At 68.5% G+C, this 24,815-nt stretch carries 30 protein-coding genes and 1 pseudogene; 24 read left to right on the plus strand and 7 right to left on the minus strand.

All coding sequences use genetic code 11. The features are described from left to right. Positions 1–66: 66 nt before the first annotated feature. From AC2YG9_RS00605 to pheT, 6 genes are read left to right on the plus strand one after another with little or no spacing between them, the layout of a single operon-like run. Positions 67–537 carry a YdeI/OmpD-associated family protein gene (locus AC2YG9_RS00605; protein ID WP_487295982.1) on the plus strand — a complete coding sequence of 157 codons (471 nt, stop codon included), beginning with the start codon at positions 67–69 and terminating at the stop codon, positions 535–537. Beyond that, positions 534–1,466 carry a polysaccharide deacetylase family protein gene (locus AC2YG9_RS00610; protein ID WP_487295983.1) on the plus strand — a complete coding sequence of 311 codons (933 nt, stop codon included), beginning with the start codon at positions 534–536 and terminating at the stop codon, positions 1,464–1,466. The genes AC2YG9_RS00605 and AC2YG9_RS00610 overlap by 4 nt, the downstream gene beginning before the upstream one ends. Positions 1,467–1,506: 40 nt before the next feature. Further along, on the plus strand, positions 1,507–2,619 hold the full coding sequence (gene pheS, locus AC2YG9_RS00615; protein WP_487295984.1) for a phenylalanine--tRNA ligase subunit alpha: 1,113 nt from the start codon (positions 1,507–1,509) through the stop codon (positions 2,617–2,619). Then, a complete protein-coding gene (locus AC2YG9_RS00620) occupies positions 2,619–3,038 on the plus strand; it encodes a hypothetical protein (RefSeq protein ID WP_487295985.1) in 420 nt (139 codons plus the stop codon). The genes pheS and AC2YG9_RS00620 overlap by 1 nt, the downstream gene beginning before the upstream one ends. Continuing rightward, positions 3,035–3,427, plus strand: a complete 393-nt coding sequence (locus tag AC2YG9_RS00625) for a hypothetical protein (RefSeq protein WP_487295986.1) — start codon at positions 3,035–3,037, stop codon at positions 3,425–3,427. The genes AC2YG9_RS00620 and AC2YG9_RS00625 overlap by 4 nt, the downstream gene beginning before the upstream one ends. After that, positions 3,424–5,862, plus strand: coding sequence for a phenylalanine--tRNA ligase subunit beta (pheT, locus tag AC2YG9_RS00630; protein WP_487295987.1), 2,439 nt, complete (start codon positions 3,424–3,426; stop codon positions 5,860–5,862). The genes AC2YG9_RS00625 and pheT overlap by 4 nt, the downstream gene beginning before the upstream one ends. On the opposite strand, the pseudogene AC2YG9_RS00635 reads toward pheT, so the two are convergent. Continuing rightward, positions 5,859–6,030, minus strand: a pseudogene (locus AC2YG9_RS00635) (hypothetical protein). The gene pheT and the pseudogene AC2YG9_RS00635 sit on opposite strands and share 4 nt — an antisense overlap. On the opposite strand from AC2YG9_RS00635, the gene AC2YG9_RS00640 reads away from it, so the two are divergent. Then, positions 6,019–6,405: a VOC family protein gene (locus AC2YG9_RS00640; RefSeq protein ID WP_487295988.1), complete on the plus strand. Its 387-nt coding sequence runs from the start codon at positions 6,019–6,021 to the stop codon at positions 6,403–6,405. The pseudogene AC2YG9_RS00635 and the gene AC2YG9_RS00640 sit on opposite strands and share 12 nt — an antisense overlap. 20 nt (positions 6,406–6,425) lie before the next feature. Further along, entirely contained in the window at positions 6,426–7,025 is a 600-nt protein-coding gene (locus tag AC2YG9_RS00645) for a TIGR00645 family protein (RefSeq protein WP_487295989.1), read from the plus strand. A gap of 228 nt (positions 7,026–7,253) precedes the next feature. On the opposite strand, the gene AC2YG9_RS00650 is transcribed toward AC2YG9_RS00645, so the two are convergent. Further along, a complete protein-coding gene (locus AC2YG9_RS00650) occupies positions 7,254–7,847 on the minus strand; it encodes a DUF1134 domain-containing protein (RefSeq protein ID WP_487295990.1) in 594 nt (197 codons plus the stop codon). 104 nt (positions 7,848–7,951) lie between these two features. Here AC2YG9_RS00650 and AC2YG9_RS00655 point away from each other — a divergent pair, with 104 nt between their 5' ends. The 14 genes from AC2YG9_RS00655 to AC2YG9_RS00720 all read left to right on the plus strand — a co-directional run bounded on the left by AC2YG9_RS00655 (position 7,952) and on the right by AC2YG9_RS00720 (position 20,041). Further along, complete coding sequence (locus AC2YG9_RS00655; RefSeq protein ID WP_487295991.1) at positions 7,952–8,464, plus strand: CPBP family glutamic-type intramembrane protease; 513 nt, start codon at positions 7,952–7,954, stop codon at positions 8,462–8,464. A gap of 77 nt (positions 8,465–8,541) precedes the next feature. After that, positions 8,542–9,480 carry a ribose-phosphate pyrophosphokinase gene (locus AC2YG9_RS00660; protein WP_487295992.1) on the plus strand — a complete coding sequence of 313 codons (939 nt, stop codon included), beginning with the start codon at positions 8,542–8,544 and terminating at the stop codon, positions 9,478–9,480. 125 nt (positions 9,481–9,605) lie between these two features. Beyond that, positions 9,606–10,676 (plus strand): hypothetical protein, encoded by a 1,071-nt coding sequence (locus tag AC2YG9_RS00665; RefSeq protein ID WP_487295993.1) that lies wholly within the window; start codon positions 9,606–9,608, stop codon positions 10,674–10,676. Between the two features lie 187 nt (positions 10,677–10,863). Then, positions 10,864–11,475: a 50S ribosomal protein L25/general stress protein Ctc gene (locus AC2YG9_RS00670; protein WP_487295994.1), complete on the plus strand. Its 612-nt coding sequence runs from the start codon at positions 10,864–10,866 to the stop codon at positions 11,473–11,475. A gap of 77 nt (positions 11,476–11,552) precedes the next feature. Next, a complete protein-coding gene (gene pth, locus AC2YG9_RS00675) occupies positions 11,553–12,161 on the plus strand; it encodes an aminoacyl-tRNA hydrolase (protein WP_487295995.1) in 609 nt (202 codons plus the stop codon). A 31-nt stretch (positions 12,162–12,192) separates the two neighbouring features. Next, positions 12,193–12,951, plus strand: a complete 759-nt coding sequence (locus AC2YG9_RS00680; protein ID WP_487295996.1) for a tetratricopeptide repeat protein — start codon at positions 12,193–12,195, stop codon at positions 12,949–12,951. 82 nt (positions 12,952–13,033) lie between these two features. Further along, a complete protein-coding gene (gene ychF, locus AC2YG9_RS00685; RefSeq protein WP_487295997.1) occupies positions 13,034–14,128 on the plus strand; it encodes a redox-regulated ATPase YchF in 1,095 nt (364 codons plus the stop codon). Between the two features lie 24 nt (positions 14,129–14,152). Then, on the plus strand, positions 14,153–14,905 hold the full coding sequence (locus tag AC2YG9_RS00690) for an SIR2 family NAD-dependent protein deacylase (RefSeq protein ID WP_487295998.1): 753 nt from the start codon (positions 14,153–14,155) through the stop codon (positions 14,903–14,905). A 92-nt stretch (positions 14,906–14,997) separates the two neighbouring features. After that, positions 14,998–15,828, plus strand: a complete 831-nt coding sequence (locus tag AC2YG9_RS00695; RefSeq protein ID WP_487295999.1) for a hypothetical protein — start codon at positions 14,998–15,000, stop codon at positions 15,826–15,828. A gap of 9 nt (positions 15,829–15,837) precedes the next feature. Continuing rightward, entirely contained in the window at positions 15,838–16,779 is a 942-nt protein-coding gene (locus AC2YG9_RS00700) for a hypothetical protein (RefSeq protein ID WP_487296000.1), read from the plus strand. A 91-nt stretch (positions 16,780–16,870) separates the two neighbouring features. Continuing rightward, on the plus strand, positions 16,871–17,620 hold the full coding sequence (locus AC2YG9_RS00705) for a hypothetical protein (RefSeq protein WP_487296001.1): 750 nt from the start codon (positions 16,871–16,873) through the stop codon (positions 17,618–17,620). 69 nt (positions 17,621–17,689) lie between these two features. After that, on the plus strand, positions 17,690–18,616 hold the full coding sequence (locus AC2YG9_RS00710; protein WP_487296002.1) for a hypothetical protein: 927 nt from the start codon (positions 17,690–17,692) through the stop codon (positions 18,614–18,616). A gap of 58 nt (positions 18,617–18,674) precedes the next feature. Then, positions 18,675–19,355 carry a dienelactone hydrolase family protein gene (locus AC2YG9_RS00715; RefSeq protein ID WP_487296003.1) on the plus strand — a complete coding sequence of 227 codons (681 nt, stop codon included), beginning with the start codon at positions 18,675–18,677 and terminating at the stop codon, positions 19,353–19,355. After that, positions 19,355–20,041: a dienelactone hydrolase family protein gene (locus AC2YG9_RS00720; RefSeq protein ID WP_487296004.1), complete on the plus strand. Its 687-nt coding sequence runs from the start codon at positions 19,355–19,357 to the stop codon at positions 20,039–20,041. Before AC2YG9_RS00715 ends, AC2YG9_RS00720 begins: the two co-directional genes overlap by 1 nt. A gap of 1 nt (position 20,042) precedes the next feature. On the opposite strand, the gene AC2YG9_RS00725 is transcribed toward AC2YG9_RS00720, so the two are convergent. Genes AC2YG9_RS00725 through AC2YG9_RS00745 form a run of 5 tightly spaced genes read right to left on the minus strand, consistent with a single transcriptional unit; the run spans position 20,043 to position 23,468 of the window. Beyond that, positions 20,043–20,639 carry a DUF1579 domain-containing protein gene (locus AC2YG9_RS00725; RefSeq protein WP_487296005.1) on the minus strand — a complete coding sequence of 199 codons (597 nt, stop codon included), beginning with the start codon at positions 20,637–20,639 and terminating at the stop codon, positions 20,043–20,045. A 56-nt stretch (positions 20,640–20,695) separates the two neighbouring features. Then, complete coding sequence (locus tag AC2YG9_RS00730; protein ID WP_487296006.1) at positions 20,696–21,409, minus strand: TMEM175 family protein; 714 nt, start codon at positions 21,407–21,409, stop codon at positions 20,696–20,698. Between the two features lie 16 nt (positions 21,410–21,425). After that, positions 21,426–22,304, minus strand: a complete 879-nt coding sequence (gene mtnP / locus AC2YG9_RS00735; protein ID WP_487296007.1) for an S-methyl-5'-thioadenosine phosphorylase — start codon at positions 22,302–22,304, stop codon at positions 21,426–21,428. Between the two features lie 23 nt (positions 22,305–22,327). Beyond that, the gene (locus tag AC2YG9_RS00740; protein ID WP_271068025.1) at positions 22,328–22,672 is read right to left on the minus strand and encodes a P-II family nitrogen regulator; all 345 of its coding nucleotides are present in this window, start codon (positions 22,670–22,672) and stop codon (positions 22,328–22,330) included. 28 nt (positions 22,673–22,700) lie between these two features. Continuing rightward, positions 22,701–23,468, minus strand: a complete 768-nt coding sequence (locus AC2YG9_RS00745; protein ID WP_487296008.1) for a class I SAM-dependent methyltransferase — start codon at positions 23,466–23,468, stop codon at positions 22,701–22,703. An 88-nt stretch (positions 23,469–23,556) separates the two neighbouring features. On the opposite strand from AC2YG9_RS00745, the gene gloB reads away from it, so the two are divergent. Both gloB and AC2YG9_RS00755 read left to right on the plus strand, forming a co-directional pair. Next, the gene (gene gloB / locus AC2YG9_RS00750) at positions 23,557–24,306 is read left to right on the plus strand and encodes a hydroxyacylglutathione hydrolase (protein ID WP_487296009.1); all 750 of its coding nucleotides are present in this window, start codon (positions 23,557–23,559) and stop codon (positions 24,304–24,306) included. Next, entirely contained in the window at positions 24,303–24,746 is a 444-nt protein-coding gene (locus AC2YG9_RS00755; RefSeq protein ID WP_487296010.1) for a cupin domain-containing protein, read from the plus strand. The genes gloB and AC2YG9_RS00755 overlap by 4 nt, the downstream gene beginning before the upstream one ends. The last annotated feature ends 69 nt before the right edge of the window (positions 24,747–24,815 follow it).

The raw sequence follows: 24,815 nt of genomic DNA on the forward strand, positions 1-24,815 counted from the left end.
TGAGCCGGGGGGCCTTTTGCTTGCGCCCTCGCCCGCCCCAACCCGTCCCCTCCCAGGATCACCCCCGTGACCAAGGCAGAGCGCTTCTCCACCATCCTGATCGCCGGACCGAAAGGCGCCGTGCTGCTGCCCGTGCCGCTCGACCCGTCGGAAGTCTGGGGCGCTCGGCCGGCGTATCATCTGGCCGGGACGATCAACGGCATGGGCTATCGCGGCGTGCTCGAGGCCATGGCAGACGGCTGGGCCCTGCGCCTGGGCCCCGCCTGGCGGCGCGACTGCGGCCTGGCGGCGGGCGACGCGGTCGAGGTCGCTCTGGTCCCCGAAGGGCCTCAGCGTGACGGCCTGGCGCCCGATCTGGCCGCCGCCCTCGACGCCGAACCGGCGGCCGGCGCCTTCTTCGACGAACTGGCCCAGTTCTACCGCAAGGCCTACCTCGCCTGGATCGACGCCACCAAGAAGAGCCCGGAAAAGCGCGCCCTACGCATCGCGGCGACCGTCCAACTGCTGCAGACCCGCCAGAAGGAGCGCCCGCGATGATCCGCCCGATTCTCGGCGTCCTGGCGGCCCTGCTGCTGGTCACGCCGGCCCTGGCCCAGGGCAAGACCGTCGCCCTGACCTTCGACGACCTGCCCTACCAGGGCACGCAGTTCTGCGACGCCGACACCGCCCTGACGCGGACCCGCGACTTCCTGGCCATGCTGGGGCCCCTCAAGGTGAAGGTCACGGCCTTCGTCAACGAGGGCAAGATTTGCGACGAGCACCGCGCCGCCCAACTGCCGAAAATCCTCGACGCCTGGCTGGGCGCCGGCGCCGATCTGGGCAACCACGGCTTTGGCCATCTCAACATCCAGCAGGTGACGGCAGAGGCCTATCTCGCCGACGTCGACCTCGGCGCGACCTATACGCGCCGGGTGCTGGCCGCGCGTGGCCGCGCGCTGCGCTACTTCCGCCACCCCTTCCTGTTCACCGGCGCCACGCCTGAGAAGAAGACGGCTCTGGCGACCGGTCTGGCCGAGCGCGGCTACGCCATCGCCCCGGTCACCATCGACAACACCGAATGGATCTACTCGGCCCTCTACCAGGCCGCCGAAAAGGCCGGCGACAGGAAACGCATGGCTGAGCTCGGCGAGTCCTACGTCGCCCACATGACGGCGGTCATCATCCACTACGAGCCCTACGCGGCTGAGCTGGCCGACGGCCGCGACCCCGCCCAGGTCCTGCTGCTGCACGCCAACAGCCTCAACCGCGACTACTATCCGCGCGTCCACGCCATGCTGCTGGCCCGGGGCTACCGCTTCGTCAGCCTGGATGAGGCCCTCGCCGACCCGATCTACGCCCTGCCGGAAAACTGGATGAAGGCCAACGGGGTGTCCTGGCTGCACCGCTGGCGTCAGGCCGCCGGCCTGCCGATCCGCTGGGAGCCCGACCCGCCGCAGGACATCCTCGACGCCTACAAGGCGCTCTGACCGTGACGAATGCGATCAACCTCGTTAGACGAGCCCAACCATGACCGACCTGACCCAACTCCAGTCCGACCTGACCGCCCAGATCGCCGCCGCGACCGACGCCGCCGGCGTCGAAGCCATCCGCGTGGCCGCCCTCGGCAAGTCCGGCTCCGTCTCCGCCCTCTTGAAGACCCTCGGCGCCATGTCCCCGGACGAGCGCAAGGAAAAGGGCCCGCTGATCAACGCCCTGCGCGATACGGTCTCCACCGCCATCGCCGAGCGCAAGGCCGCCCTCGAAGGCGCCGAGCTCGACGCCCGCCTGGCCCGCGAAAGCCTCGACCTCTCCCTGCCCGCCCGGCCGCGCCGCAAGGGCAGCGTCCACCCGACCATGCAGACCATGGACGAGATGGTCGCCGTCTTCGCCGAGATGGGCTTCGCGGTCGCCGAGGGCCCGGACATCGAGGACGACTTCCACAACTTCACCGCCCTCAACTTCCCGCCCAAGCACCCGGCGCGGGAGATGCACGACACCTTCTTCTTCAACGAAGGTCCGGACGGCGAACGCAAGCTGCTGCGCACCCACACCAGCCCGGTGCAGGTCCGCGCCATGCGCAAGGGCAACACGCCCCCGCCCGCGCCCTGGATCGCCGCCGGCCAGGAGCCGCCGATCCGCATCATCGTGCCCGGCCGCACCTACCGCATGGACAGCGACGCCACCCACACCCCGATGTTCCATCAGATCGAGGGACTGGTGATCGACAAGGGCATCCACATGGGCCACTTGAAGTGGACCCTGGAGACCTTCATCGCCCGGTTCTTCGAGACCGACGCGGTCACCACCCGCTTCCGCCCCCACCACTTCCCCTTCACCGAACCCTCGGCGGAGATGGACGTCGGCTGCGACCGCTCCGGCGGCGAGGTCAAGATCGGCACGGGCAGCGACTGGCTGGAGATCCTCGGCTGCGGGATGGTCCATCCCAACGTCCTGCGCCACTGCGGCATCGACCCGGACGTCTATTCCGGCTTCGCCTTCGGCATGGGCGTCGACCGTCTCGGCACCCTCAAGTACGGCATGCCCGACCTGCGCGACATGTTCGCCAGCGACACCCGCTGGCTATCTCACTACGGATTCTCGGCCTTCCAGGCCCCCAACCTCGTCTCGGGACTCAGCTAATGGCCAAGAAACCCACCCAAGCGGCGCCGGAAATCTATGGCCCGCTGCCGGCCGGCATCACCCGCGCCACCGACTTCACCGCCAGTTCCTATGAGAACCAGGCCGTGTCGCTGGTCGACCTGCTGCGCGCCCGCATGGTCGACGGCCAGGCCGTGATCCGCGACGTGACCTTCAAGAACTGCCGCATCGAAGGCCCCGGCGTCGTACTGGTGCTCGGCTGCCAGTTCGAGGGCAGCGACTTCGGCAACCCGGCCGGCGACATCCGCAACCTGATCCTCCGCCCGGCCTCGCAGACGGCCGTGATCGGCGCCATCCCGGTCGACGCCTGCACCTTCACCGCCTGCCAGTTCGTCGGCCTCGGCTACACCGGCGTGGACCAGTTCCTCGACCAGATCATCGCCATGGGTACGCCCCGATGACCGTCCAGAACCCCTCAAGCTGGACCATCGCCGAAGACCTGACCGTCGATCATTTCTCGAACGTCGCCCTGTCGCTGGTCGACCTGCACCGGGCGCGGCTGAAGATCGGTCAGCCGACCCTGACCGGCATCACCTTCGAGAACTGCCGCATCGAGGGCCCGGCCATTATGCTGGTGATCGGCGGCTGCCAGTTCGATGCTGTCGACTTCGGCTTCGCCGGCGGCGACATCCGCACCCTGCTGCTCAAGCCCATGTCGCCCAACGGCGTGGTCGGGGCCATCCCGGTCCGCGACTGCACCTTCCGCGGCGGCCAGCTGTTCGCCATCGGCTACACCGGCGGCGAAGGCTTCCTCAACCAACTGTTGGCCCTCGGGGGGCCCGTTCAATGAAGTTCACGCTTTCCTGGCTGAAGGACCATCTGGAGACCGACGCGACCGTCGCCCGGATCGTCGAAGCCATGACGATGGCCGGCCTTGAGGTCGAAGAGGTGCACGACCCGGCGACGAAGCTGGCGCCGTTCACGGTCGCCAAAATCGTTTCCGCCGAACAGCACCCCAACGCCGACCGTCTGCGCGTCTGCCAGGTCGAGACCGTCGACGGCATGAAGGAGATCGTCTGCGGCGCGCCCAACGCCCGGGCCGGCCTGACCACCATCTACGCCCCGATCGGCGCTTTCGTGCCCGGCCTCGGCGTCACCCTGGTCGAGAAGCCGGTGCGCGGCGTCGTCTCCAACGGCATGCTCTGCTCGGCCTCCGAGCTGGAAGCGGCCGAGGAGAGCGACGGCATCATGGAGCTGCCCGACAGCCTCGGCGTCGGAACCCCGGCCGTTGATGCGCTCGGCATGGAAGCGGTCATCGACTTCGAGGTCACCCCCAACCGCCCCGACTGGCTGGGCGTCGCCGGCATCGCCCGCGACCTGGCCGCGGCCGGCGTCGGAACCCTGAAGACCCCCGCCATCCAGCCGGTCCCCGGCGCCTTCCCCTGCCCGATCTCCATCGAGGTCGACGGCGAGGCCTGCCCGGTGTTCGCCGGCCGGCTGATCAAGGGTGTGAAGAACGGCCCCTCGCCGCAATGGCTGCAGGACCGCCTGCGCGCCATCGGCCTGCGTCCGATCAACGCCCTGGTCGATATCACCAACCTGATCAGCTACGACCGCGCCCGGCCGCTGCACGTCTATGACCGCGCCCTGCTGGTCGGCGACAAGATTGTCGCCCGTCTCGGCCGCGGGCCCGACGAGCCGACCCCGGGCGACCAGCCCAGCCCGGCCGCCCACCGGGACGAGCAGCTGATCGCCCTCGACGGCAAGACCTACGACCTGTCCTCGGAGATGAGCGTCATCGCCGACGCCGGCGGCGAACGCCCCATCGGCCTCGGCGGCGTCATGGGCGGCGAGAGCACCGGCTGTTCGGAAACCACCACCGACGTCTTCGTCGAATGCGCCTGGTTCGACCCGATCCGCACGGCCCAGACCGGCCGCGTGACCGGCATCCACAGCGACGCCCAGTACCGCTTCGCCCGCACCGTTGATCCCCAGTCGGTCGTCCCCGGCCTCGAACTGGCCACGGCCCTGATCCTGGAGCTGTGCGGCGGCGAGGCCTCGGAGATCACCGTCGCGGGTGAGGCCCCGGCCCCGCCGACGGCCTTCGCCTTCGACCCGGCCTATGTGAAGGCCCTCGCCGGCCTCGACATCCCGGCCTCCAAATCCATCGAGATCCTCGAAGCCCTCGGCTTCAAGGTCGAGGGGACCGCCCCCAACCTCTCCGTCACCCCGCCGACCTGGCGCCGCGACGTCGAGGGCAAGGCCGATCTGGTCGAGGAAGTCGCCCGCATCGCCGGCTACGGCGCCCTGCCCTCGACGCCCCTGCCGGAGGTTCCGCGCGCCGTCGGCGGCGTGCTGACCGCTCGTCAGGCCCGCGCCCGCGCCGCCCGCCGCTTTCTGGCCGCCAGCGGCTATGCCGAGGCCGTAACCTGGAGCTTCACCTCGCGCGCCACGGCCAGACTGTTCGGCGGCGGCGATGACAGCCTCGTCCTCGCCAACCCGATTGCGGCCGAGCTCGACTGCATGCGGCCCTCGATCCTGCCCAATCTGATCGAGGCCGCCGCCCGCAACGCCCGCCGGGGCTTCCCCGACGCGGCCCTGTTCGAGATCGGCCCGGTCTTCGGGGGCGATCAGCCCCAGGACCAGCGCATGGTCATCGCCGCCCTCCTGGCCCCCCACGCCCCGCGTGACTGGGCGAAAGGCGGTTCGGAAGACCTCTTCACCCTCAAGGGCGACCTCCTCGCCCTGCTGGAAGAACTCGGCGCCCCGGTCGCCAACCTGCAGGTCGCGCAAGGCGCCGCTTCGCCCTGGTACCATCCCGGCCGCTCGGCCCGGCTGCAGCTGGGTCCCAAGGCAGTGCTGGCCGAGTTCGGCGAACTGCATCCGGCGGTGCTCAAGGCCATGGACGCCTCGGGCCCGATGCTCGGCTTCGAGATCTTCGTCGAGACCATCCCCGAGCCGAAGAAGAAGTCGGTGAAGACCAAGAGCGCCCTCGAGCTCTCCCAGCTCATGCCGCTCAGCCGCGACTTCGCCTTCCTGGTCGATGCCGCCAAACCGGCCGGCGACCTGGTCAAGGCCGTCGCCGGCGCCGACAAGGCGCTGATCGACGGCGTGCGGGTGTTCGACGTCTACCAGGGCGCCGGCGTCCCCGAAGGCCAGAAGTCCCTGGCCGTCGAGGTCACCGTCCAGCCCCGCGAAAAGACCCTGGCCGACGCCGAGATCGAGGCGTTGTCCGCCAGGATCCTGGCGGCGGCGGAAAAGGTCGGGGCCAAGCTTCGGGCCTAACCATCCCCGTCATCCCGGACGGCCCGAAGGGCCGATCCGGGACCCAGGGGGTGACAAAGCACCGAACAGGCGGCTTCAACCAGGGGCGGCCGCCGCCCCTGGGTCCCGGCTCTCCGCTACGCTGCGGCCGGGATGACGGTATTGAGGATTGTTCCCATGCGCCCCCACATCGCCGCCCTCACCCTGGTCGTCAAATCCTACGACCAGGCCATCGCCTGGTACCGCGACCGCCTCGGCTTCACGATCACCGACACCGACCTCGGCGGCGGCAAGCGCTGGGTCACCGCCACCCCGCCCGGCGGCGGCTGCGCCCTGCTGCTCGCCGAACCCGCCAACCCGCAACAATCGACCGCCATCGGCCAACAGGCCGGCGGCCGCGTCCTCCTGTTCCTGCACACCGACGACTTCGCCCGTGACCATGCCGCCATGACCGCCGCCGGCGTCACCTTCCTCGAAGCCCCCCGCCACGAGCCCTATGGAACCGTTGCCGTGTTCGAGGACCTTTACGGCAACCGCTGGGACCTGCTGCAGCCCCGGCCCTGACGCCCGCCAGAGGTTCCCGCATGCCCAAGACCCCGCCCCTCAAACCGCCCGGCTCCGTCGAGCGCGTCGGGACCTTCCTCGAGAAATGGCTTGAGGCCGGCCTGTTCGGCAGCCGTTGGCTGATGGCCCCTTTCTACGTCGGCCTGATCGCCGCCCTGTTGATCCTGCTGCTCGTCTTCTTCCAGGAGATCATCCACGAGCTGCCGCTATTCCTGGGCGGCCACGCCAAGGCCGAGGACGCCATCCTGCTGGCCCTGTCGCTGATCGACCTGTCGCTGGCCGCCAACCTGGTGCTGATCGTCATTTTCTCCGGCTACGAGAACTTCGTGTCGAAGATCAACACCGGCGACCATGAGGACCGGCCGACCTGGATGGGTTCGGTCGATTTCTCGGGGCTGAAGATGAAGCTGATCGGCTCCATCGTCGCCATCAGCGCCATCTCCCTGCTGCGCAGCTTCCTGAAGATCGTCGAGACCGCCGAGGGCCCCTTCAACTGGCAGCCGATCCTCTGGCAGGTGATCATCCACCTGACCTTCGTGGTCAGCGGCGTGACCATGGCCATGTCCGACTGGCTTCAGTCCCGCACCGACCACACCGAGGCGCCGGAAGACCCGGGCTGACCGACATACCCGGAATTCAAAACCGCCCGGACGACGCTGTGGGGACGCCCGCGCCTGGTCACCGCCCTCAGGCGGCTACAGGGTGGTTTCAGGCCGCATCGCGGTTGGTCGTACAGAGGTCGAAACAGGCTCCCCGAGGGGTCGCTTCGTCTCCCTCAAGCGGTTGATTTTACGAAGAAAACTGGGGCGACAGAACGACCCCAATCGGTTAAAATAGCTTCGCTTCGCCTAGAACGGCCAGTTGTTGCGCTGGCGGCTGTAGGACAGGTAGCCAAGGTTGGCGCCCAGCCGCAGGCCGACGCCGGTGCGGATCGGGGCCAGGGTGATGCCGTCGGCCCGCTGGTAGTTCACGCCCAGGCCGCCGACCAGATAGGCCGAGCCGTCGACGCCCGGGTAACGGCGGAAGATCATGTCCGGGTAGTAGAGATTGTAGCAGAGGGTAAAGACACGGCTGGCGTTGCCGCCCCAGTCGAAACCGACCGACGGGCCCTGCCAGAAGACCTCCATGGTCGGCTTGTCCTTCATGTACATCAGGCCCCGGCCGTAGCGCAGGCCGGCGACGACCGCGCCGCTGCCCTCTTCGCCGGCGATGTAGGCGGTGGGCTCGCCCTGGTCGCGGAACACCCGCTCGACGACCTGGCCGACGGTCTCGGCGGCGACGCCCAGGAAGTCGCTGGTCTGGTCGCGGATTTCACCGACCGTGTAGGTCTCGATGCTGCGGTCCGGCGTCACGCCCGGATCGGCCCCATTGCCCGACGTCGACGCACAGGCGGAAAGGCCGGCGGTGGCAAGACCGGAGAGAATCAGGCTGCGGCGGTCCATGGGGGGTCTCCTGCTGGCGAGGCGTTTCAAGTCCCACGCCTTTGGGACGGGTTTGGGGCGGAGAGGTAAAGGCGCCGTTAACCATGTTGGCCTGAGGAGAGTTCATGCGGCTGTACCTGACCCGTCTGATCGCCGGCTTCCGCACCCTGCCGGACCGCGCCGGCTGGACCTTCACCGCCCTCGTCGGAGCATCGACCCTTCTGGCCATGGCCGTCATCGGCCTGGCCACCGGCCTCTACAGCCTCGGCCCCGGCAACCTCGCCGCCCTGCCCCTGACCATGCTGACGGTCCTCTTCGTCCCGGCCATCGGCGAGGAGGCGGTGTTCCGTGGCCTGCTCCCGTCCCGCGCCGAGACCGCCAACCCGGCCCTGCCCATCGCCGTCACCACCCTGCTCTACGTCCTCTGGCACCCGCTCGAAGGCTTCACCTTCCTGCCCGGCGCCCGCGACCTGTTCGCCCGCCCCGACTTCCTGCTGGTCACCGGCCTGCTGGGGCTGGCCTGCGGCCTTACCCGCTGGCGCACCGGTTCGATCTGGCCCGCCGTGCTGCTGCACTGGGCGGTGGTCGTGACCTGGAAGACCTGGCTGGGCGGCCCGTCGCTCGACTCTCTGGGATAACCGCCCGAATCCGCCTTGCCCGGACGGCCTCTGCCCCCTACAGACCGCCCAACATTCCTCCCGCGAAGAGTCGTCCCATGAAGCTGCTGGCTGGCAACTCCAACCGTACGCTCGCGGGCGAAATCGCCCAGTACCTCGACATGCCGCTGACCAAGGCCCAGGTCCGCCGGTTCGCCGACAACGAGGTCTTCGTCACCATCGACGAGAACGTGCGCGGCGAGGACGTCTTCGTCATCCAGTCGACCAGCTACCCGGCCAACGACAACCTGATGGAACTCCTGATCTGCATCGACGCGCTCAAACGCGCGTCGGGCCGGCGGATCACGGCCGTGCTGCCCTACTTCGGCTACGCCCGCCAGGACCGCAAGACCGGTGGCCGCACCCCGATCTCGGCCAAGCTGGTGGCCAACCTGATCACCCGCGCCGGGGCCGACCGGGTCCTGACCATGGACCTGCACGCCGGCCAGATTCAGGGCTTCTTCGACATCCCGACCGACAACCTGCTGCCCGCACCCCTGATCGCCCAGGACATCCGCGACCAGCATGGACGCAAGTCCAGCGAGCTGATGATCATCTCGCCCGACGTCGGCGGCGTGGTCCGCGCCCGGGCCCTGGCCAATCGGCTGGGCTGCGACCTGGCCATCGTCGACAAGCGCCGCTCAGGGCCGGGCAAGAGCGAGGTGATGAACATCATCGGCGACGTCTCGGGCCGCAGCTGCATCCTGTTCGACGACATCGTCGATTCCGCCGGCACCCTGTGCAACGCCGCCGAGGCCCTGACCAAGCACGGCGCCACCGAGGTTTCGGCCTATGTCACCCACGGCGTGCTGTCCGATCCGGCCAACCAGCGCATCGCCGACAGCGTCATGCGCGAGGTGGTGGTCACCGACAGCATCGAGCAGCCCGACCTGATCAAGGGCAACGGCAAGATCCGCCAGCTCTCGGCCGCCTCCCTGATCGGCGAGGCCATTCGACGCATCGCCAACGAAGAGTCGGTTTCCAAGCTGTTCGATTGATTGGGCAATTTGCCCGATAGGCGATCGACGCCGCGTCAAGGTATGGTTAACGCGCACCGGTCACATTCCCGCCCGGAGCGACGTGCTATTGACCGGTCTATGGGCTCCGGGGAAAGCTTCAAATCATGACCATTCGATCTTCCGTGCTGGCCGGTCTGGCCGCTATCGCCGCAACGCTTGTTGTCGCCGCCTGCTCGACGCCCGAGCCGCCGACGCCCGTTGCCGTCCTGCCGCCGCCACCGCCGCCGCCGCCGGCCATCACCCTCTCGGCCTCGCTGTTCGAGGAAGCCAGCGCCTGGCGCGGCTACATGACCCGCGCCGCCGCCACCCCGACCAACTTCTCGGACCCCACGATGGTGGCCAGCTCCCTGCGGGCCGGCGCCGCCTATGAGCCCAAGCAGCTGCTGCGCGGCTCGATCGCCTATGCGGCGGTCATCGCCCTGCAGGACCAGGCCTATATCGCCAACATCCGCACCTACGCTGTCGATCCCGTGCAGCGCCAGCGCATCGCCGCCCAGATCCTGGCCAATCCCTGGACGGTGACCAACTATCCAGGCGCCGACCGCGCCGCCGGCCTGATCATCTCGGCGCTCGGCAACGACGCCACCAAGGTGCTGCTGACCGGCCGGGCCGTGAAGCAGTCGGCCTATGACGTCCAGCGCCAGAAGTGGTCCAAGGAATTCGTGCCCAACCGCGAAGGCCGCTTGGCCGACGTGCGCACCCTGTCCTCGACCCCGATCCGCGGCGACATCGAGGAAGTCGGCCGCATGCAGTCGGTCAGCCTGAGCGGCGGCTCGCCCGCCGGCCCCGACGGCATCGTCGGGCAGACCGCCAGCGCCCCCTACTCGCCGGTCGTGGTCCGTGGCCTGGCCCTGGCGGCGCTGGCCGCTCTGGGCGAAGCCGGCGATGACAAGTTGATCGCGCTTGGCCCGCTGTTCACCGACGAGCCCAGCATGTTCTGCCTGAACATGTCCAAGCTCATGCTCTACCAGTGCCTGGCCGCCGCCAAGCCGCACTACGAGGACGTCTTCTGCCTCGGCCAGCACGTACTGATCGACACCGGGCAATGCACGCTGAAGAGCGCCGGCGCCCCGATGCCGATCGAGCCGCCCAAACCGGTCGTGGTGGCCACCAAGGCCCCCGCCCCCAAGGCTCCCGCCAAGCCGGCCGCCAAGCCCAAGGCCAAGGGCGGCTAGGAGCGCGTTCCGATAAGTGGGAACCGGTTATCGGATCAAACGCGCGACCACTAGAGAGCCCTTCAGATTCCTTACCCGGGCCGTTGCACTCCAAACCCAAAGAGTGTATCGACCCGGACCCTGAATTCACCGACCGTCGCCGCGTGGAGATTTCGCGCGGCGACTTCGTTTTGAGACTGCAAGAGCAATGGCCGAGATCATCCTCAACGTCGAAGTCCGCGATCGCACCGGCACCGGTGGCGCCCGTGAAGCCCGCCGTGGCGGCAAGGTCCCCGGCGTCCTGTACGGCGGCGACAAGGCCCCGGTGGCCATCGCGGTCAAGGAAAACGAGTTCCGCAAGGCGCTCTACACCGGCAAGCTGCTGGGCCACCTGGTGACGCTGAAGTACGGCGACGAAAGCCAGCCGGTCATCGCCAAGGACGTGCAGTTCCACCCGGTCACCGACAACCCCTTCCACTTCGACCTGATGCGCGTCGACGAAAAGGGCACCGTGAAGATCAACGTTCCGGTCCACTTCAAGGGCCAGGACGTCAGCCCCGGCATGAAGAAGGGCGGCTCGCTGGAGATCGTCCGTCACGAAGTCGAGCTGAACTGCCCGGCCAACGCCATCCCGGAAGAACTGATCGTCGACATCTCGACCCGCGAAATGGGCGAAACCATCCGGATGAGCGACATCACCCTGCCCAAGGGCGTGACCTCGGCCATCAGCGACCGTGACTTCGTCATCGCGACCCTGAAGGTCTCGTCGGCGGCCCTGTCGGAAATCAACGACGAAGCCAACTCGGGCGGCGAAGCTTAAAGCTTCTTCGACGCCAGTGCTTTTGAATGCGGCCGGGCGGAAACGCTCGGCCGCATTTGCATGAGAGGGACCCCGCAATGCTGCTGCTGGCCGGCCTCGGCAATCCGGGCGAACGCTACGCCAAGACCCGGCACAACGTCGGCTGGGTGGCGGTCGAGGCCATCGCGCGGCACATCAGCGCCTCGCCCTGGCGCGCGCGCTTCCAGGGTTTGGCCTGCGAGGGGACGCTGGGCGACCACCGCATCCTCCTCCTTAAGCCCCAGCAGTTCTATAACGAGAGCGGCCGTTCGATCGGCGAGGCGGCCAAGTTCTTCAAGATCGCCCCGGCCGACGTCATCGTCTTCCACGACGAGATCGATCTGGCCCCGGGCCGCTTCCGCATGAAGACCGGCGGCGGCGCGGCCGGCAACAACGGCATCCGCTCGACCATCGCCGCCATCGGCCCCGACTTCCGCCGCGCCCGAATCGGCGTCGGCCATCCGGGCGACAAGGACCTGGTGCAGGGCCATGTGCTCAGCGACTTCCACAAGGTCGACCGCGACTGGCTGAACCCGATGCTGGAAGCGATCTGCGACGCCCTGCCCTTCGCCCTGGACGGTGACGACGAGCGCTATCAGGCCGAGGTGTTGCGTCTGGCGCCGGCGGTGAAATCCGATCCCCGCCGCTCGCTGCGCGACAGCGATTGAGCTAAGAGTCGGGCGGGGGAATAGTCACATCATGTTCTTTGGTATCGGCCTCGGCGTCGTCTTTTCCATCCTGATGTGCATCCACGTCGTGAAGACGGGCCGGGAGATGTACTGGCTGTTCATCATCCTGGCGTTCATGCCGCTGGGCGGCATCGTCTATGGGGTGATCCACATCCTGCCCGAGCTGACCGGCGGCTCGACCTCGCGCCGGCTGCAGGCCGCCGCCAGACAGGCGCTGAACCCGGAGGGCGAATACCGCGCCGCCCAGGCCCTGGTGCAGGACAGCCCCACCGTCGCCAACCGCATGCGCCTGGCTGCCGCCGCCTCCGGCCTTGGCCGCTATGAGGAGGCCGAGCGGATGTACGCCGACGCCGCCCATGGCATTCATGCCGAGGACGCCACCCTGCTGCTCGGCCGCGCCAAGGCCCTGATCGAGCTCGATCGCCCGGCCGAGGCCCTGCCGATTCTCGAGAAGCTGGGCGAGCTGGGCGAGGCGGGCCGCACGCCCCAGGCCGCCCTGGCCATGGGCCGCGCCTACCACATGCTGGGCCGCGATAGCGAAGCCGACACCGCCTACGAATGGGCCGCCGGCCGCCTGCCGGGGCTGGAAGGCATGGCCCGCTACGTCGCTTTCCTGTGCGAGAAAGGCCGCCGCGCCGAGGCCCAGGACGCCATGACGGAGATCGACAAGCGGGCCAAGCGCACCACCGCCCACTTCCGCAAGGAAGCCAAACAGTGGCGCGACTTCGCCTACGAGGCCCTCTACCCGGGCGGCCCCCCAAGAGCCTGAGAAGGCCTGACCGTTTCGCTTTGCGGCGGGGGTGTGCTAGGTCGCGCCCCCTGATCTTCTCCCCTAGGCGAACTGCATTCCAATGGCCCTGAAAGTCGCGATCGTCGGCCTGCCCAACGTCGGCAAATCGACCCTGTTCAACGCCCTCACCCAGACGGCGGCGGCCCAGGCGGCCAACTATCCCTTCTGCACCATCGAGCCGAACGTCGGTGACGTGGCCGTGCCCGAGGCCCGCCTCGACAAGCTGGCCGCCATCGCCGGTTCGAAAGAGATCATCCCGGCCCGCATCAACTTCGTCGACGTCGCCGGCCTGGTCCGCGGCGCCAGCAAGGGCGAGGGCCTGGGCAACCAGTTCCTGGCCAACATCCGCGACTGCGACGCCGTGGCCTTCGTCACCCGCTGCTTCGAGGACGACGACATCACCCACGTCGAGGGCCGCATCGACCCGATCAGCGACCTGGACATCATCGAAACCGAGCTGATGCTGGCCGACCTCGAAAGCCTGGAAAAGCGCGTCCCCAACCTGGAGAAGCGCGCCCGCCAGGACAAGGACAGCGCCAACACCCTGCGCCTGGTCAACCTGGCCCTGGCCCAACTGAACGAAGGCCGCCCGGCCCGCACCGCGCAGATCAGCAAGGAAGACCAGAAGGCCTGGGCCATGCTCCAGCTGCTGACCTCGCTGCCGGCCCTGTACGTCAGCAACGTCGATGAAGGCAGCGCCGACAAGGGCAACAAGTTCTCCGACCTGGTCGCCGAACGGGCCCGCAAGGACAACGCCAACAGCGTCGTCATCTCGGCCCAGATCGAGAGCGAGGTCGCCATGCTCGACCCCGAGGAGCGCACAGAATTCCTCGGCGCGCTTGGCCTTGAGGAGCCCGGCCTCAACCGCCTGATCCACGAGGCCTACAAGCTGCTCGGCCTGCAGACCTACTTCACGGTCGGCCCCAAGGAAGCCCGCGCCTGGACCATCCACGTCGGCGACACCGCCCCGCAGGCGGCCGGCGTCATCCACACCGACTTCGAGAAGGGCTTCATCCGCGCAGAGACCATCGCCTTCGACGACTTCGTCCGTCTGAACGGCGAGGCCGGGGCCAAGGAAGCCGGCAAGATGCGCTCCGAAGGCAAGGAATACGTCGTCAAGGACGGCGACGTGATGCACTTCCGCTTCAACGTTTGATTGGGCGCACCTAGGTTAGGGGGCATGACCCCTGCCGACCGCCTCGCCCAGCTCATCGACGCGTCCGAACGCATTGTCGTCTTCACCGGGGCCGGCATCTCTACCGAGTCCGGCATTCCCGACTTTCGCAGTCCGGGCGGCGTCTGGTCGAAGATGACGCCCATCTACTTCCAGGACTTCGTCGCCTCCGAGGAGCGCCGCCGCGAGGCTTGGACCCGCGCCTTCAACGGCACGGCCGGCTGGACCGGCCGCAGCCCCAACGCCGGCCACGACGCCGTCGCCCGCCTGGTCGCCGCCGGCAAATGCAGCGCCGTCATCACCCAGAACGTCGACAACCTGCACCAGGACAGCGGCATCCCCGACGACCGCGTCATCGAGCTGCACGGCAACGCCTCCTACGCCACCTGCCTCGATTGCAGCCTGCGCCACGAGCTGCATCACCTCAAACCCGCCTTCGTCGAGCGCGGCGAGATTCCGCACTGCCGGTCCTGCGGCGGCCTGGTGAAGACCGCGACCATCTCCTTCGGCCAGTCCATGCCGCTCGGCCCCATGGCGCGGGCCGAGGACGAGACCAACGCCTGCGACCTGTTCCTGGTGCTGGGCTCGTCCCTCGTGGTCTATCCCGCCGCCGGCTTCCCCCTGCACGCCAAGCGAAACGGCGCCCGCCTGGTCATCGTCAACCGCGAAGAGACGGAGCAGGACCGATACGCCGACCTCGTGCTGCACGAGGAAATCGGCCCGCTCCTCTCCCGGGTCGTTCCGCCCTTTGAAGCCTGACCCGTTCGGGTCGGCGACAGTTTGACGCCCCGCTTGCGGCCCCCCTGCATGGCCCGCTATGAGCAGTCCTCTACAGTTTGCCGGGGGGCTCCATGCGTTGGTTTTCAATGGCTGCAACGGCGGCCTGTCTCGCCCTTTCGCTGATGGTCCAACCGGCGGCCGCACAGGTCCAGCGGTCTTCCACCACCTTCGTCATCCTCCCGGCCGAGGCGCCCGCCGGGGAACTGACGGCCTCCGGCAAGGGCCCGCTGCTGCGCCAGAAGATCGCTTCGACCCGGGCCGCCCAGCTGGAAGAGGCCGCGCCGACGACGTTCGGGTTCGCCGTCGAGAAGACCTTCCCCGCCGGGGCCAGGCTGTTCGGGGTTCAGGTTCCGGATGGCTGGATCTATTGCGCCGTCGCCAAGAGCAGCACTGCCTGGCTCTTCGCCGACCAGTTCGCCTGCTATCAGGATGTCGATGACGATGGCCGCTTCGATGTCGCCCGCCCCTCGGGCTTGCCGTTCAACGGCGTGCCGTTGTTCGTCTTCCAGCCTGGCCCGGCCAAGCGGCTGCCCGCGCCGGTCCGCTACAGCGTCCTGAACTACAGGGATGGGCCCACGACGGACATCGCCATCGTCTGGCAACCCGTCGAACAGCCGAGGGCGCGCGGCGCGCCCCCGCCCATTCCCCGCCAGATCACCTGGACCGTCTCCGCGGTTCTCCCCAATGGCCGAACCGAAGCGATCAGCCAGCCGCAGACGATCACCATGCCTCCCGCCGGGCAGACGGCCAGCATTCGCTCCGACGGCGCTGTCATCACCCTGCTGGGCTTCACGCCCGAAGGCCAGCTGCGCTACCGCATCGACCGCACGATGCCGGCCCAGGTTCAGCCCATGGAGATGACCCTGCGGACATCCACCTACTACTACGTCGTCACCTACTAGGGCCCGGTCATGCGTATCCGTCTTCTTGCCGTCCTGGTCGCCTCGGTGATCGCCGCGCCCGTCCTCGCCCAGACGCCGGCGCCGCCCGTTCTGGCGCCGCCACGGAACCAGCCGGCCACGATCACCCTGCCCCAGACGTGGGAAGACCTGCCGGAAGGGGTTCGAACCCGCTATCAGCCGAGGCTCGGCCGCCTCGCCTTCCAGAGCGTCCTGAACATCCAGGCCGCGGAGGTTTCCAATCTTCCCCGCCGCATCGAGCCCGGCAAGATGGTGCTGCTCCAGAAGGCCACCCCCGCCGCCGCGGTGCGGCTCACCTCGGCCCCCGTCAGAGGCGCATACGGATCGGCGGGCTCGGTCCTATGGCAGGTGCGCGCCGACAACGCGGAATACTGGTGCCTGCGGGGAAAGACCGCCATCAACCTGCCCAACGGCCCCTTCTACTGCTATCGCGACGAGGATCAGGACGGCGACTTCGACAAGCTGTTCGAGGCGAGTTTCCCTCCGCCTGAAAGCGCCTTCCAGGTGCGGTTCCGGGGCACGGCCGAGGACATCAAGAAGCCGGTGTCCTACGCGCCGACCGCTGCGCCGGCCATCAGCGAGATCATCGGCGTCCGCTACAAGGGTGTGCGCGGCGGCTACATCGACAGCACCGACCACATGGGGTCCGGCGTGGTCGTGTTCGAGCTGATCGGCGGCAAGGATGAGCGTAGCAACCTCGTCTTCGAGACCCTTGAGGTCAAACTGGACCTTCAGGGCCGGGGCATACTCCTGCTCGACGACGGCCAGGCGATCGGCATCGAAAAGGTGGAGGTCGGGGGCGGCGCCATGATCACCTACTTCGGCAAACCCCAGTCCGGGGTCGGTTACCTGCAGCCTCCCGTAACCCGGGACGGCGCGGTGCAGCAGGTCCGCGCCCTGCTCACCTGGAGGCGGCAAGGCCGCGCGCCCTAGAACAGGCCAGCCCCGCCCTGGCCACCGCCTGCCGCAAGGCCTTTCCCTGACCGCCCGGCGGCGTAGGATACCGGCGTTGTCGGAGGGTTCCATGCGCCGTATTTCCGCTGTCCTGGCCGCTTGTTCGGCGTTGGTGGCCACGCCCGCCCTGGCCGACACCTTCGTCCAGTGCGACGTCAAGCTCGACCTGCCCGGCGGCCGTCTCGAGGCGACGATCTTCGGCGACGGCAAGACGTTCAACCCCGACCTATCCCGCGCTGTCCTGATCGTTCCGGTGGCCAAGGACTTCCTGGTCGCCGACCCGCCGCATGCCTTCGACCTCGCAGACCCCGCCGGCCAGACCGCCGAGTACCGTGTTCACCTGAGCTGGGACTGGATCGGCGACAAGCCGCCCGCCGCCTTCAGCAAGGCCGGCGCAAAACACGCCTGGTGGCCGGTCGGCGATGAGTTCGTCGGCCCGCCGCTGCCGGCCAGCGCCACGCCCGACAAGGATTGGACCTATGTCGCCTGGGGCTCGAACGGCGTGCAGATCAAGGCGTCCAACTACATCTACATGACGCCCCGCGACACGCCGCACCGGGCTGTCGTCGGGCTGTCCTACGAGCGTTCCGACGGCGAGGTCGACGCCGCCGCCAAGACCGTCCAGCGGACCGACTTCATCAAGGCGCTGTCGGCCGGCGACACCTTCGTCCTGGTCTTCCTGACCCGCGAAAACGCCCGGCTGGGCGCCGCCCAGGTCGACACCACCCTGCTGAAGGCGATCCCCGACCTCTCCGACCGCGCCTTCGAAGAGGCGGCGAAAATGCAGAAGGCGAAGAAATGCTACGTCAAGACGGACTGAGCCCCCGCTTTTAGGGTCGAAGCTCCCGGCCAGCGCACACACTCTGGGCCCCGATCACCGGAGCCTGCCATGCGCCTCTACGCCCTCGCCGCCGCCATGCTCGGCGCCCTCGCCGTCATCCTGCCCGCCGGCCCGGCCGCGGCCCAGGTCAAGTCGCCCCGCCAGGTCGCCTCGACGGCGACCGCCACCTGCAAGGCCTGGGTCAACTGGGCCAACGCCACTGTCGTCTGCCAGGACGTGCCCTTCGACCAGCTGGATGTCGGAACCTGCCTTTCGCAGGGCTGCAACGGCGGCGGCGTCGTCAAGGTCGAGGACGGCATCTACGACGGCGCCCTGGATGGTCGCTACATCGGCAAGGGGCACGGCCGGCTCGAGCGCAAGGACGGCAGCATCGTCGAAGGCAAGTTTCGCAAGGGTCTGATGTGGGAGGTCACCGTCACCTGGAAGGATGGGGTGATGTGGAAGGGCGCCCTGGCCAACGAGCTGAGCGGCGCCTCGTTCGGCGAATGGGCCGTCTACCGCGATGAGGGTTCGACCCGCTACAGCGCGCCGATCTCTTATGGCTCGCTGTTCGTGAAGCCCGGCCTTGCCGCCACCAATGACGCCCGTAAGCGCCTCAAGGGCGAGGCCGGGACCGCACCGCAGAAACCCGGCGTCGACCTGACCCCCATCGTCGAGCGCAGCCGCGGCCTGACCGCCGTCACCACCGACGAGAAGTGGCGCTGCTATGGCCTATACCTGGCCATGAACGAGGCCATCCCGGAGTACGGCCGCATGGGTCTGCCGGACAAGGTCTTCCTGCCGGAGACGGTCGGCCCGCGCGTGAAGAAGTGGGAGAAGTGGGTCCAGGCCCAGGAGAAAAAATATCCCAGCGGCGAGAGCTGGTCGAAGCTCAAGGATGAGAACTATCGCTGGGGTCGCGCCTTCTACGACAAGGGCGACCTGGTCACCCTGGCCGACCACGCCGGGGTCTGCATGGCCGATCCGAAGGAATAGGCTTCTTTCCCGAACGGCAGGCGTGGCAAACTTGGGCGACCCAAGGAGAAGACGCCTCATGACCGATCGCATCACTCTGACCAGCCCGCACGACGGCTTCCTGTTCGAGGCCCTCCATGCGGAGCCGCAAGGGCGGCGGCGCGGCGGGGTCATCGTCATCCAGGAGATCTTCGGCCTCGACCAGTACGTCCACGCCGACGTCGCCCGCTGGTCGGGCCTCGGCTTCGAGGTCCTCGCCCCGTCGATGTTCGACCGCGGCCAGAAGGGGTTCACCGCCGAGCATGATCCCGAGGGCCTGCAGGCCGGCGTCAAGCTGGCCACCGGCAACGGCCCCGACAACGCCATGAGCGACATCCAGGCCTGCGTCGGCGCGCTGAAGGACAAGGGCCCGGTGTTCATCGTTGGCTACTGCTACGGCGGCACCATGGTCTGGCTGGCTGCATCCCGCGTGAAGGGCCTCAGCGCCGGCTCCAGCTACTACGGGGGCCAGGTCGCCGGCATGGCCGGCCTGCCCCTCTCATGCCCGGTCATCGTCCACCTCGGCCGCACCGACGCCCACATCCCCGCCGACGAGGTCAAGGCCAAGGTCACCGCCGCCCACCCCGAGGTCCCGGTCTACATCTACGAAGCCAGCGGCCACGGCTTCAACAACGACGGCCGGCCCGACTCCAACCTCGAGGACGCCCAGCTGGCCCGCAAACGGACCCTGGACCTGTTCGAGGCCAACGGAGCGGCCTGATGGGCGAGACCATCAAACTCACCAGCAAGCATGACGGGTTCGCCCTGGCCGCCTACCACGCTCCGCACCAGGACGCCCGGCGCGGCGGCCTGCTGCTGATCCAGGAAATCTTCGGGGTCACCGACCACATCCACGAGCTGGCCGACGGTTTCGCCGCCGACGGCTACGAGGTCATTGCCCCCAGCTTCTATGACCGGCTCGAACCCGGCTTCGAGGCGACGTACGACCAGGAGTCGATTCAGCGGGGGGTCCAGTACTCGACCGCCACCCCCTGGGACCAGGTGGCCGGCGACTGCCAGGCGGCCATCGACCTGCTGAAGACCCGGGGCCCGGTCTTCGTCGCGGGCTATTGCTGGGGCGGAGCGGCGACCTGGCTGGCAGCCTGCCGCTGCGACGGCGTCACCGCCGCCTCCGGTTTCTACGGCCGACGGATCAGCGAGCTGAAGGACGAGACGCCCCGCTGCCCGACCATCCTGCACTTCGGCAAGACCGACGCCTCCATTCCGATGGAGCGGGTCGAGGACATCCGGGCCCTGCACCCCGATCTGCCGATCTACCTCTACGACGCCGGCCACGGCTTCTTTTCGGACCGCCGGACCGACTATGACCCGGACTCGGCCAGGCTCGCCCGGCTGCGCACCCTGCAGCTCTTCCACCGCACGATCAGCAGCCGGAGCGAGGAATAGGCTATTTCGGGCCCAGGCCGCCCTCGGCCGGCCAGCGGGTGTCGCCGACGCGTTTGACGGTCAGTTCCATGAACTGCATGCCCTTGCCGCCATTGGGCACGTACTCGCCCTTCTCGACCCAGACCCCGTCCTTGATCACCGCCGTATAGCGGATCTGGGCGTTCGGGCCGGCCGGGATCGACCAGATGAAGCCGTCGGCCGTCACCTCGATCGGGAAGTCGCCCTGATAGCCCCGGGTGTAGGAGCGCATCGAAAAGGTCTTCTTGTCCGGGTCGTAGCTGATGGCGGCGAAGGCGTTGAACACCTGCTTGTCGCCCTCGAAGCCCCGGCCCTCGACCACCTTGACCGAACCATCCAGCACCGAGCCGACCCGTTCGGTCTGCACCAGGGTGGTCTTCTTGCCGGTGCGGTCCATGAACCAGGCCTCGCCGCGCCATTCGCCGTCGAGTTTGGCCAGGGGCGCGAGCGCCGCCGACTGTTCCTTCATTCGGGCGGCCGCGACAGCCGGATCAGGCGACTGCGCCGAGGCCAGGCCCACGACGCCGAGGTTGGCCGCCAGGGCGGCGGCGAGACTGACGGAAACGAACAGACGGCGCATGAGCGCTCCTCCCCAAATGGCTGAGGACTTCACTCTGCAATGCAAAGCACTCTACGTCAAGCGGCAACCTTGGTGGGGGCGCTTGCCTGCTTTCGCTGGGCCCGCCGAACCAGCGCCAGCCTGATCCAGATGGCGACAGGGATCAGCCAGTAGGCCATGCCCGGCAGCCAGGGCGCCTGACGCATCGGTCCGAAGATGGCCAGCAGGGCGGAGGCGATGCCGGCCAGGCTGCTGATCAGCCAGATCACCGCATGCTCGCCGGCCTGTTGCCGCTCGGCCGGACCGGAGTCCAGGGTCTCGCCCCTGCGGGCGACATGGGCGAACAGGCCGACGAACAGCAGGCCGAGGAAGGCGAAGCCCAAGCCATAGAGGAAGAACAGGTCCGAGAGATCGCGGACGGTGTTGATCAGGGTCGAGCCAGGCAGCCGGCCGCCGGAAATCCAGTGGAACCCGGAACTGACCAGCATGCGCAGTGGGAAGACGTAGACCAGCACCGAGAAGACGATTGCCAGGCTGAGCAGGGTCGACAGACCATCCCGCTTGGGCGCCAGCCGCCCGTAGTCGCGATGGGCGGCCCAGAACAGCGCGATCAGCATGAAGGCCGCGGCCGAGGCCGGTATCTGCAGCAGGGCCGCCTTCAGCCCGGCGAGTGTGGCTGTGGTGTCCGCCCCGGCCACCAGCAGCAGGGTGACGGCGAAGGCGAAGGCCGCATCGACGAAGGCGTCCAGTCGCTTGCTCTCAGTGGTGCGCTCCGGCGCCGCCTCGCTCATCCGCCCCTCCCCAGGGTTATGCAGGGCCCTTGCGTAGCGCGCGCCCGGCGATCACGTCCAGCCTCGCGATAACGGCGGGATCCCGCGCCGAAGGCGCGGTGATGATGGCGTGGTCCAGATTGGTGTCGATCGGCGAGGCCTCCCGCACCGCAGGCAACGCGCCCGCCAGCGCCGCGACCAGATCCCGCGCCCGGGCCGCATTGGCGTGCAGCACAGCCAGCACATCGGTGACCTCGACCCCGGCCTCGTCCTCGCGCCAGGCGTCATAGTCGGTGACCATGCCGACGCAGGCGTAGGGCAGCTCCGCCTCGCGGGCCAGCTTGGCCTCCGGCATGCCGGTCATGCCGATCACCTGCGCGCCCCAGCTGCGATAAAGCCGGCTCTCGGCCCGGGTCGAGAACTGCGGCCCCTCCATGGCCAGGTAGGTCACATCTTCGGTCACCGGCGCCCCGACCGCCCGGCCCGCCCGGGCGGCGAAACGCGACAACCGGGGACAGACCGGCTCGGCCATCGACACATGGGCCACCAGCCCCTCGCCGAAGAAGCTGCTCTCCCGCGCAAAGGTCCGGTCGATGTACTGCCCGACCGTAACAAAAGTTCCGGGGCTCAGATCCTCGGCCAGCGAGCCGACCGCCGAGATGGCCAGAAGGTCGGTGCAGCCCAGCTGCTTCAGGGCGTGGATGTTGGCGCGCGGGTTGAGATCGGTCGGCGGAATCGCGTGCCCTGGCCCATGGCGCGGCAGGAAGGCCAGGCTGACGCTTCCCAGCCGCCCGGTGATGATGGGCCCCGACGGTGCGCCGAATGGCGTCCTGATGTCATGCGTCCGGCGTTCTTCCAGCCCCGGCAAGTCGTAGAGGCCAGAGCCCCCTATGATTCCCAACATCCAGCCGGCCATGCGCGCTCCCCTGCGCCGCCAGCCTAGCCGGTGATCGCCGCCGCGTCCTTCTCGCCGGTGCGGATGCGCAGGGCCTGTTCTAGGTCGAGCACGAAGACCTTGCCGTCGCCGATCTTGCTGGAGTTGGCGGCGCGGACGATGGCCTCGATCACCGTCTCGACGATATCGTCGGACACGGCGATCTCCAGCTTCACCTTGGGCAGCAGCTTCACCTCGTACTCGGCGCCGCGATAGACCTCGGTCTTGCCCTTCTGGCGGCCGTAGCCTCGCACCTCGGTCACCGTCAGGCCGGAGGCGCCGGCCTCGGTGACGGCGTCGAGCACCGCGTCCAGACGGCTGGGCTTGATGACGGCGACGATCATCTTCATGGCGAGGTCCTCTGCGCGCTCCCCTTAGCTAGGCGTGTGGCGCCTTGCCGTCAAAGGGCTTGGATCGTGAAACGCGGCCGGTGGGAACCGGCGCCAAAATTCCGGGCGCTCGGCTGCGGATTCTGGCTCGCGACCCGCGCGGCTTGACCGCGAAGGTCTGTTTCACCGCCTCCATCAGGATCACCCCGGCAAAGCCCGGCCACAGCCGCGCCCCGACCTGCTCGAACCCGTCGGCCCAGCGCGCGGCCCAGGCGAACGGCGGCGCATAAAGGGCCCGCGTATAGCCCGTCGGCTCCAGCCCCGCCTCGCGCAGCAGGTCCTCCAGCTGGCCACGGGTGAACGGCCGCCCGTGCCCGAAGGGCGTGCCCTCGGCGTTCGACCACAGCCCGTTGCGCGCCGCCGCCGCCACGATCACCCGGCCCGACGGCGCCAGCACACGGCAGACCTCGCTGAGCAGGGCCGGCGCGCTCTCGCTCTCCTCCAGCGCATGGACACAGAGGATTCGGTCGAACAGGGCGTTGGCCAGCGGCAGGGCGAACTCGTCGGCCAGCACGGTCAGGTTCCCGCGCCCACCCGGCCAGACCTCCACCCCCTGCTGGGCCGGCATGGCGGCGATCACCCGCCGGGCCTTGGGCCGCAGGGAATCAAGGAAGGGCGTCGCATAGCCCAGCCCCAGCACGTCGAGGCCCGCGGCGTCGCCCCAGGCCTCGACCACCTTGCGGCCGAGCATCTCGCGCGCCGCCGCCCCCCGAGGCGAGGCGTAGAAGGCGCGAAGTTCCAGCACGTCGCGACGCATTGCGTCTCCCGTTTCGTCGTTGAGGCAATGTAAGGTGCGCCACGCGGCGGCGTCACCCGTCGTTTGAATCGCAGTTTGAGGCCAAGGCATGACCCTGACCGTTCGCCAGTTCCCCTGCCTGTCAGACAACTACGGCTTCCTCGTCCGCGACGACGCCACCGGCCAGGTCGCCTGTATCGACACGCCCGACGCCGACGCCATCCTGGCCGAGCTCGCCAAGGCCGGCTGGGACCTGCACTTCGTGCTCAACACCCACTGGCATCCCGACCACGCCGGCGGCAACGATGCCCTCAAGGCCGCCACCGGCTGCGTCGTCATCGGCCCGGCCGAGGTCAGCCGAATCGCCGAGCCGGACCACGTCATCGAACCGGGCGACACCTTCGAACTGGGCGAGAGCACCTTCGAGGTCATCGACACCGGCGGCCACACCTTGGGCCACATCACTTGGTTCGATGCCGAGAACCACATCGCCTTCGTCGGCGACACCCTGTTCGCGCTCGGCTGCGGCCGCTTGTTCGAGGGCGACGCCGAGCAGATGTGGGCCAGCCTGCAGCGCATCGCCCATCTTCCGGACGACACCACCGTCTACTGCGCCCACGAGTACACCGCCTCCAACGCCCGCTTCGCCCTGTCGGTCGATGACAGCGCGGCCCTGAAATCCCGCGCCGAGGCCATCTTCGCCGCCCGCGAACAGGGCAGGCCGACGGTGCCGACCACCATCGCCCTTGAGAAGGCCACCAACCCCTTCCTGCGCGCCCCGCTGCTGCGCCCCGACATCGCCGATCCGGCCCAGGCCTTCGGCGCCGTCCGCGCCGCCAAGGACGCGTTCAAGGGGTGAGCGACGCGCCCCGGATCACCGCCCCCGAGATCATCAGCCTGCTCGAGCTCGCGCCGCATCCCGAGGGCGGCTGGTTCAAGGAAACCTTCCGCGACGAGCCCGGCCCGGACGGCCGCGCCAGATCGACCGCCATCTTCTTCCTGCTGCAGGCCGGCGAGGAGAGCGCCTGGCACCGGATCGACGCCGTCGAGGTCTGGCACTTCTATGACGGCGCCCCGCTGGCCCTGAAGCTGGCCCGTGACGGCGAGCCGGCCGTCACCGTCCTGCTCGGCCCCGATCTGTCCAACGGCGAGCGCCCCCAGGCCATCATCCCCTCCGGCGTCTGGCAGAGCGCCGTCCCGACCGGCGACTGGTCCCTGGTCGGCTGCACGGTGGCCCCGGGCTTCGACTTCTCGGGCTTCGAAATGGCCGTGCCCGGCTGGGAGCCCCACGCCCTCTAGTTCATTCCTAACTATGGCGCGATGTCGCAGCGTCAGAACGCCTGATGGCGTCTAGGATGCAAACCCTCG

Source organism: Caulobacter sp. SRI_014 (assembly GCF_057586315.1).

Excerpts from the sequence above, each read along its gene's own strand:
- AC2YG9_RS00610 (WP_487295983.1), top strand. The coding sequence starts at position 534 with ATGATCCGCCCGATTCTCGGCGTCCTGGCGGCCCTGCTGCTGGTCACG.
- pheS (WP_487295984.1), top strand. The coding sequence starts at position 1,507 with ATGACCGACCTGACCCAACTCCAGTCCGACCTGACCGCCCAGATCGCC.
- AC2YG9_RS00620 (WP_487295985.1), top strand. The coding sequence starts at position 2,619 with ATGGCCAAGAAACCCACCCAAGCGGCGCCGGAAATCTATGGCCCGCTG.
- AC2YG9_RS00625 (WP_487295986.1), top strand. The coding sequence starts at position 3,035 with ATGACCGTCCAGAACCCCTCAAGCTGGACCATCGCCGAAGACCTGACC.
- pheT (WP_487295987.1), top strand. The coding sequence starts at position 3,424 with ATGAAGTTCACGCTTTCCTGGCTGAAGGACCATCTGGAGACCGACGCG.
- AC2YG9_RS00640 (WP_487295988.1), top strand. The coding sequence starts at position 6,019 with ATGCGCCCCCACATCGCCGCCCTCACCCTGGTCGTCAAATCCTACGAC.
- AC2YG9_RS00645 (WP_487295989.1), top strand. The coding sequence starts at position 6,426 with ATGCCCAAGACCCCGCCCCTCAAACCGCCCGGCTCCGTCGAGCGCGTC.
- AC2YG9_RS00650 (WP_487295990.1), bottom strand. The coding sequence starts at position 7,847 with ATGGACCGCCGCAGCCTGATTCTCTCCGGTCTTGCCACCGCCGGCCTT.
- AC2YG9_RS00655 (WP_487295991.1), top strand. The coding sequence starts at position 7,952 with ATGCGGCTGTACCTGACCCGTCTGATCGCCGGCTTCCGCACCCTGCCG.
- AC2YG9_RS00660 (WP_487295992.1), top strand. The coding sequence starts at position 8,542 with ATGAAGCTGCTGGCTGGCAACTCCAACCGTACGCTCGCGGGCGAAATC.
- AC2YG9_RS00665 (WP_487295993.1), top strand. The coding sequence starts at position 9,606 with ATGACCATTCGATCTTCCGTGCTGGCCGGTCTGGCCGCTATCGCCGCA.
- AC2YG9_RS00670 (WP_487295994.1), top strand. The coding sequence starts at position 10,864 with ATGGCCGAGATCATCCTCAACGTCGAAGTCCGCGATCGCACCGGCACC.
- pth (WP_487295995.1), top strand. The coding sequence starts at position 11,553 with ATGCTGCTGCTGGCCGGCCTCGGCAATCCGGGCGAACGCTACGCCAAG.
- AC2YG9_RS00680 (WP_487295996.1), top strand. The coding sequence starts at position 12,193 with ATGTTCTTTGGTATCGGCCTCGGCGTCGTCTTTTCCATCCTGATGTGC.
- ychF (WP_487295997.1), top strand. The coding sequence starts at position 13,034 with ATGGCCCTGAAAGTCGCGATCGTCGGCCTGCCCAACGTCGGCAAATCG.
- AC2YG9_RS00690 (WP_487295998.1), top strand. The coding sequence starts at position 14,153 with ATGACCCCTGCCGACCGCCTCGCCCAGCTCATCGACGCGTCCGAACGC.
- AC2YG9_RS00695 (WP_487295999.1), top strand. The coding sequence starts at position 14,998 with ATGCGTTGGTTTTCAATGGCTGCAACGGCGGCCTGTCTCGCCCTTTCG.
- AC2YG9_RS00700 (WP_487296000.1), top strand. The coding sequence starts at position 15,838 with ATGCGTATCCGTCTTCTTGCCGTCCTGGTCGCCTCGGTGATCGCCGCG.
- AC2YG9_RS00705 (WP_487296001.1), top strand. The coding sequence starts at position 16,871 with ATGCGCCGTATTTCCGCTGTCCTGGCCGCTTGTTCGGCGTTGGTGGCC.
- AC2YG9_RS00710 (WP_487296002.1), top strand. The coding sequence starts at position 17,690 with ATGCGCCTCTACGCCCTCGCCGCCGCCATGCTCGGCGCCCTCGCCGTC.
- AC2YG9_RS00715 (WP_487296003.1), top strand. The coding sequence starts at position 18,675 with ATGACCGATCGCATCACTCTGACCAGCCCGCACGACGGCTTCCTGTTC.
- AC2YG9_RS00720 (WP_487296004.1), top strand. The coding sequence starts at position 19,355 with ATGGGCGAGACCATCAAACTCACCAGCAAGCATGACGGGTTCGCCCTG.
- AC2YG9_RS00725 (WP_487296005.1), bottom strand. The coding sequence starts at position 20,639 with ATGCGCCGTCTGTTCGTTTCCGTCAGTCTCGCCGCCGCCCTGGCGGCC.
- AC2YG9_RS00730 (WP_487296006.1), bottom strand. The coding sequence starts at position 21,409 with ATGAGCGAGGCGGCGCCGGAGCGCACCACTGAGAGCAAGCGACTGGAC.
- mtnP (WP_487296007.1), bottom strand. The coding sequence starts at position 22,304 with ATGGCCGGCTGGATGTTGGGAATCATAGGGGGCTCTGGCCTCTACGAC.
- AC2YG9_RS00740 (WP_271068025.1), bottom strand. The coding sequence starts at position 22,672 with ATGAAGATGATCGTCGCCGTCATCAAGCCCAGCCGTCTGGACGCGGTG.
- AC2YG9_RS00745 (WP_487296008.1), bottom strand. The coding sequence starts at position 23,468 with ATGCGTCGCGACGTGCTGGAACTTCGCGCCTTCTACGCCTCGCCTCGG.
- gloB (WP_487296009.1), top strand. The coding sequence starts at position 23,557 with ATGACCCTGACCGTTCGCCAGTTCCCCTGCCTGTCAGACAACTACGGC.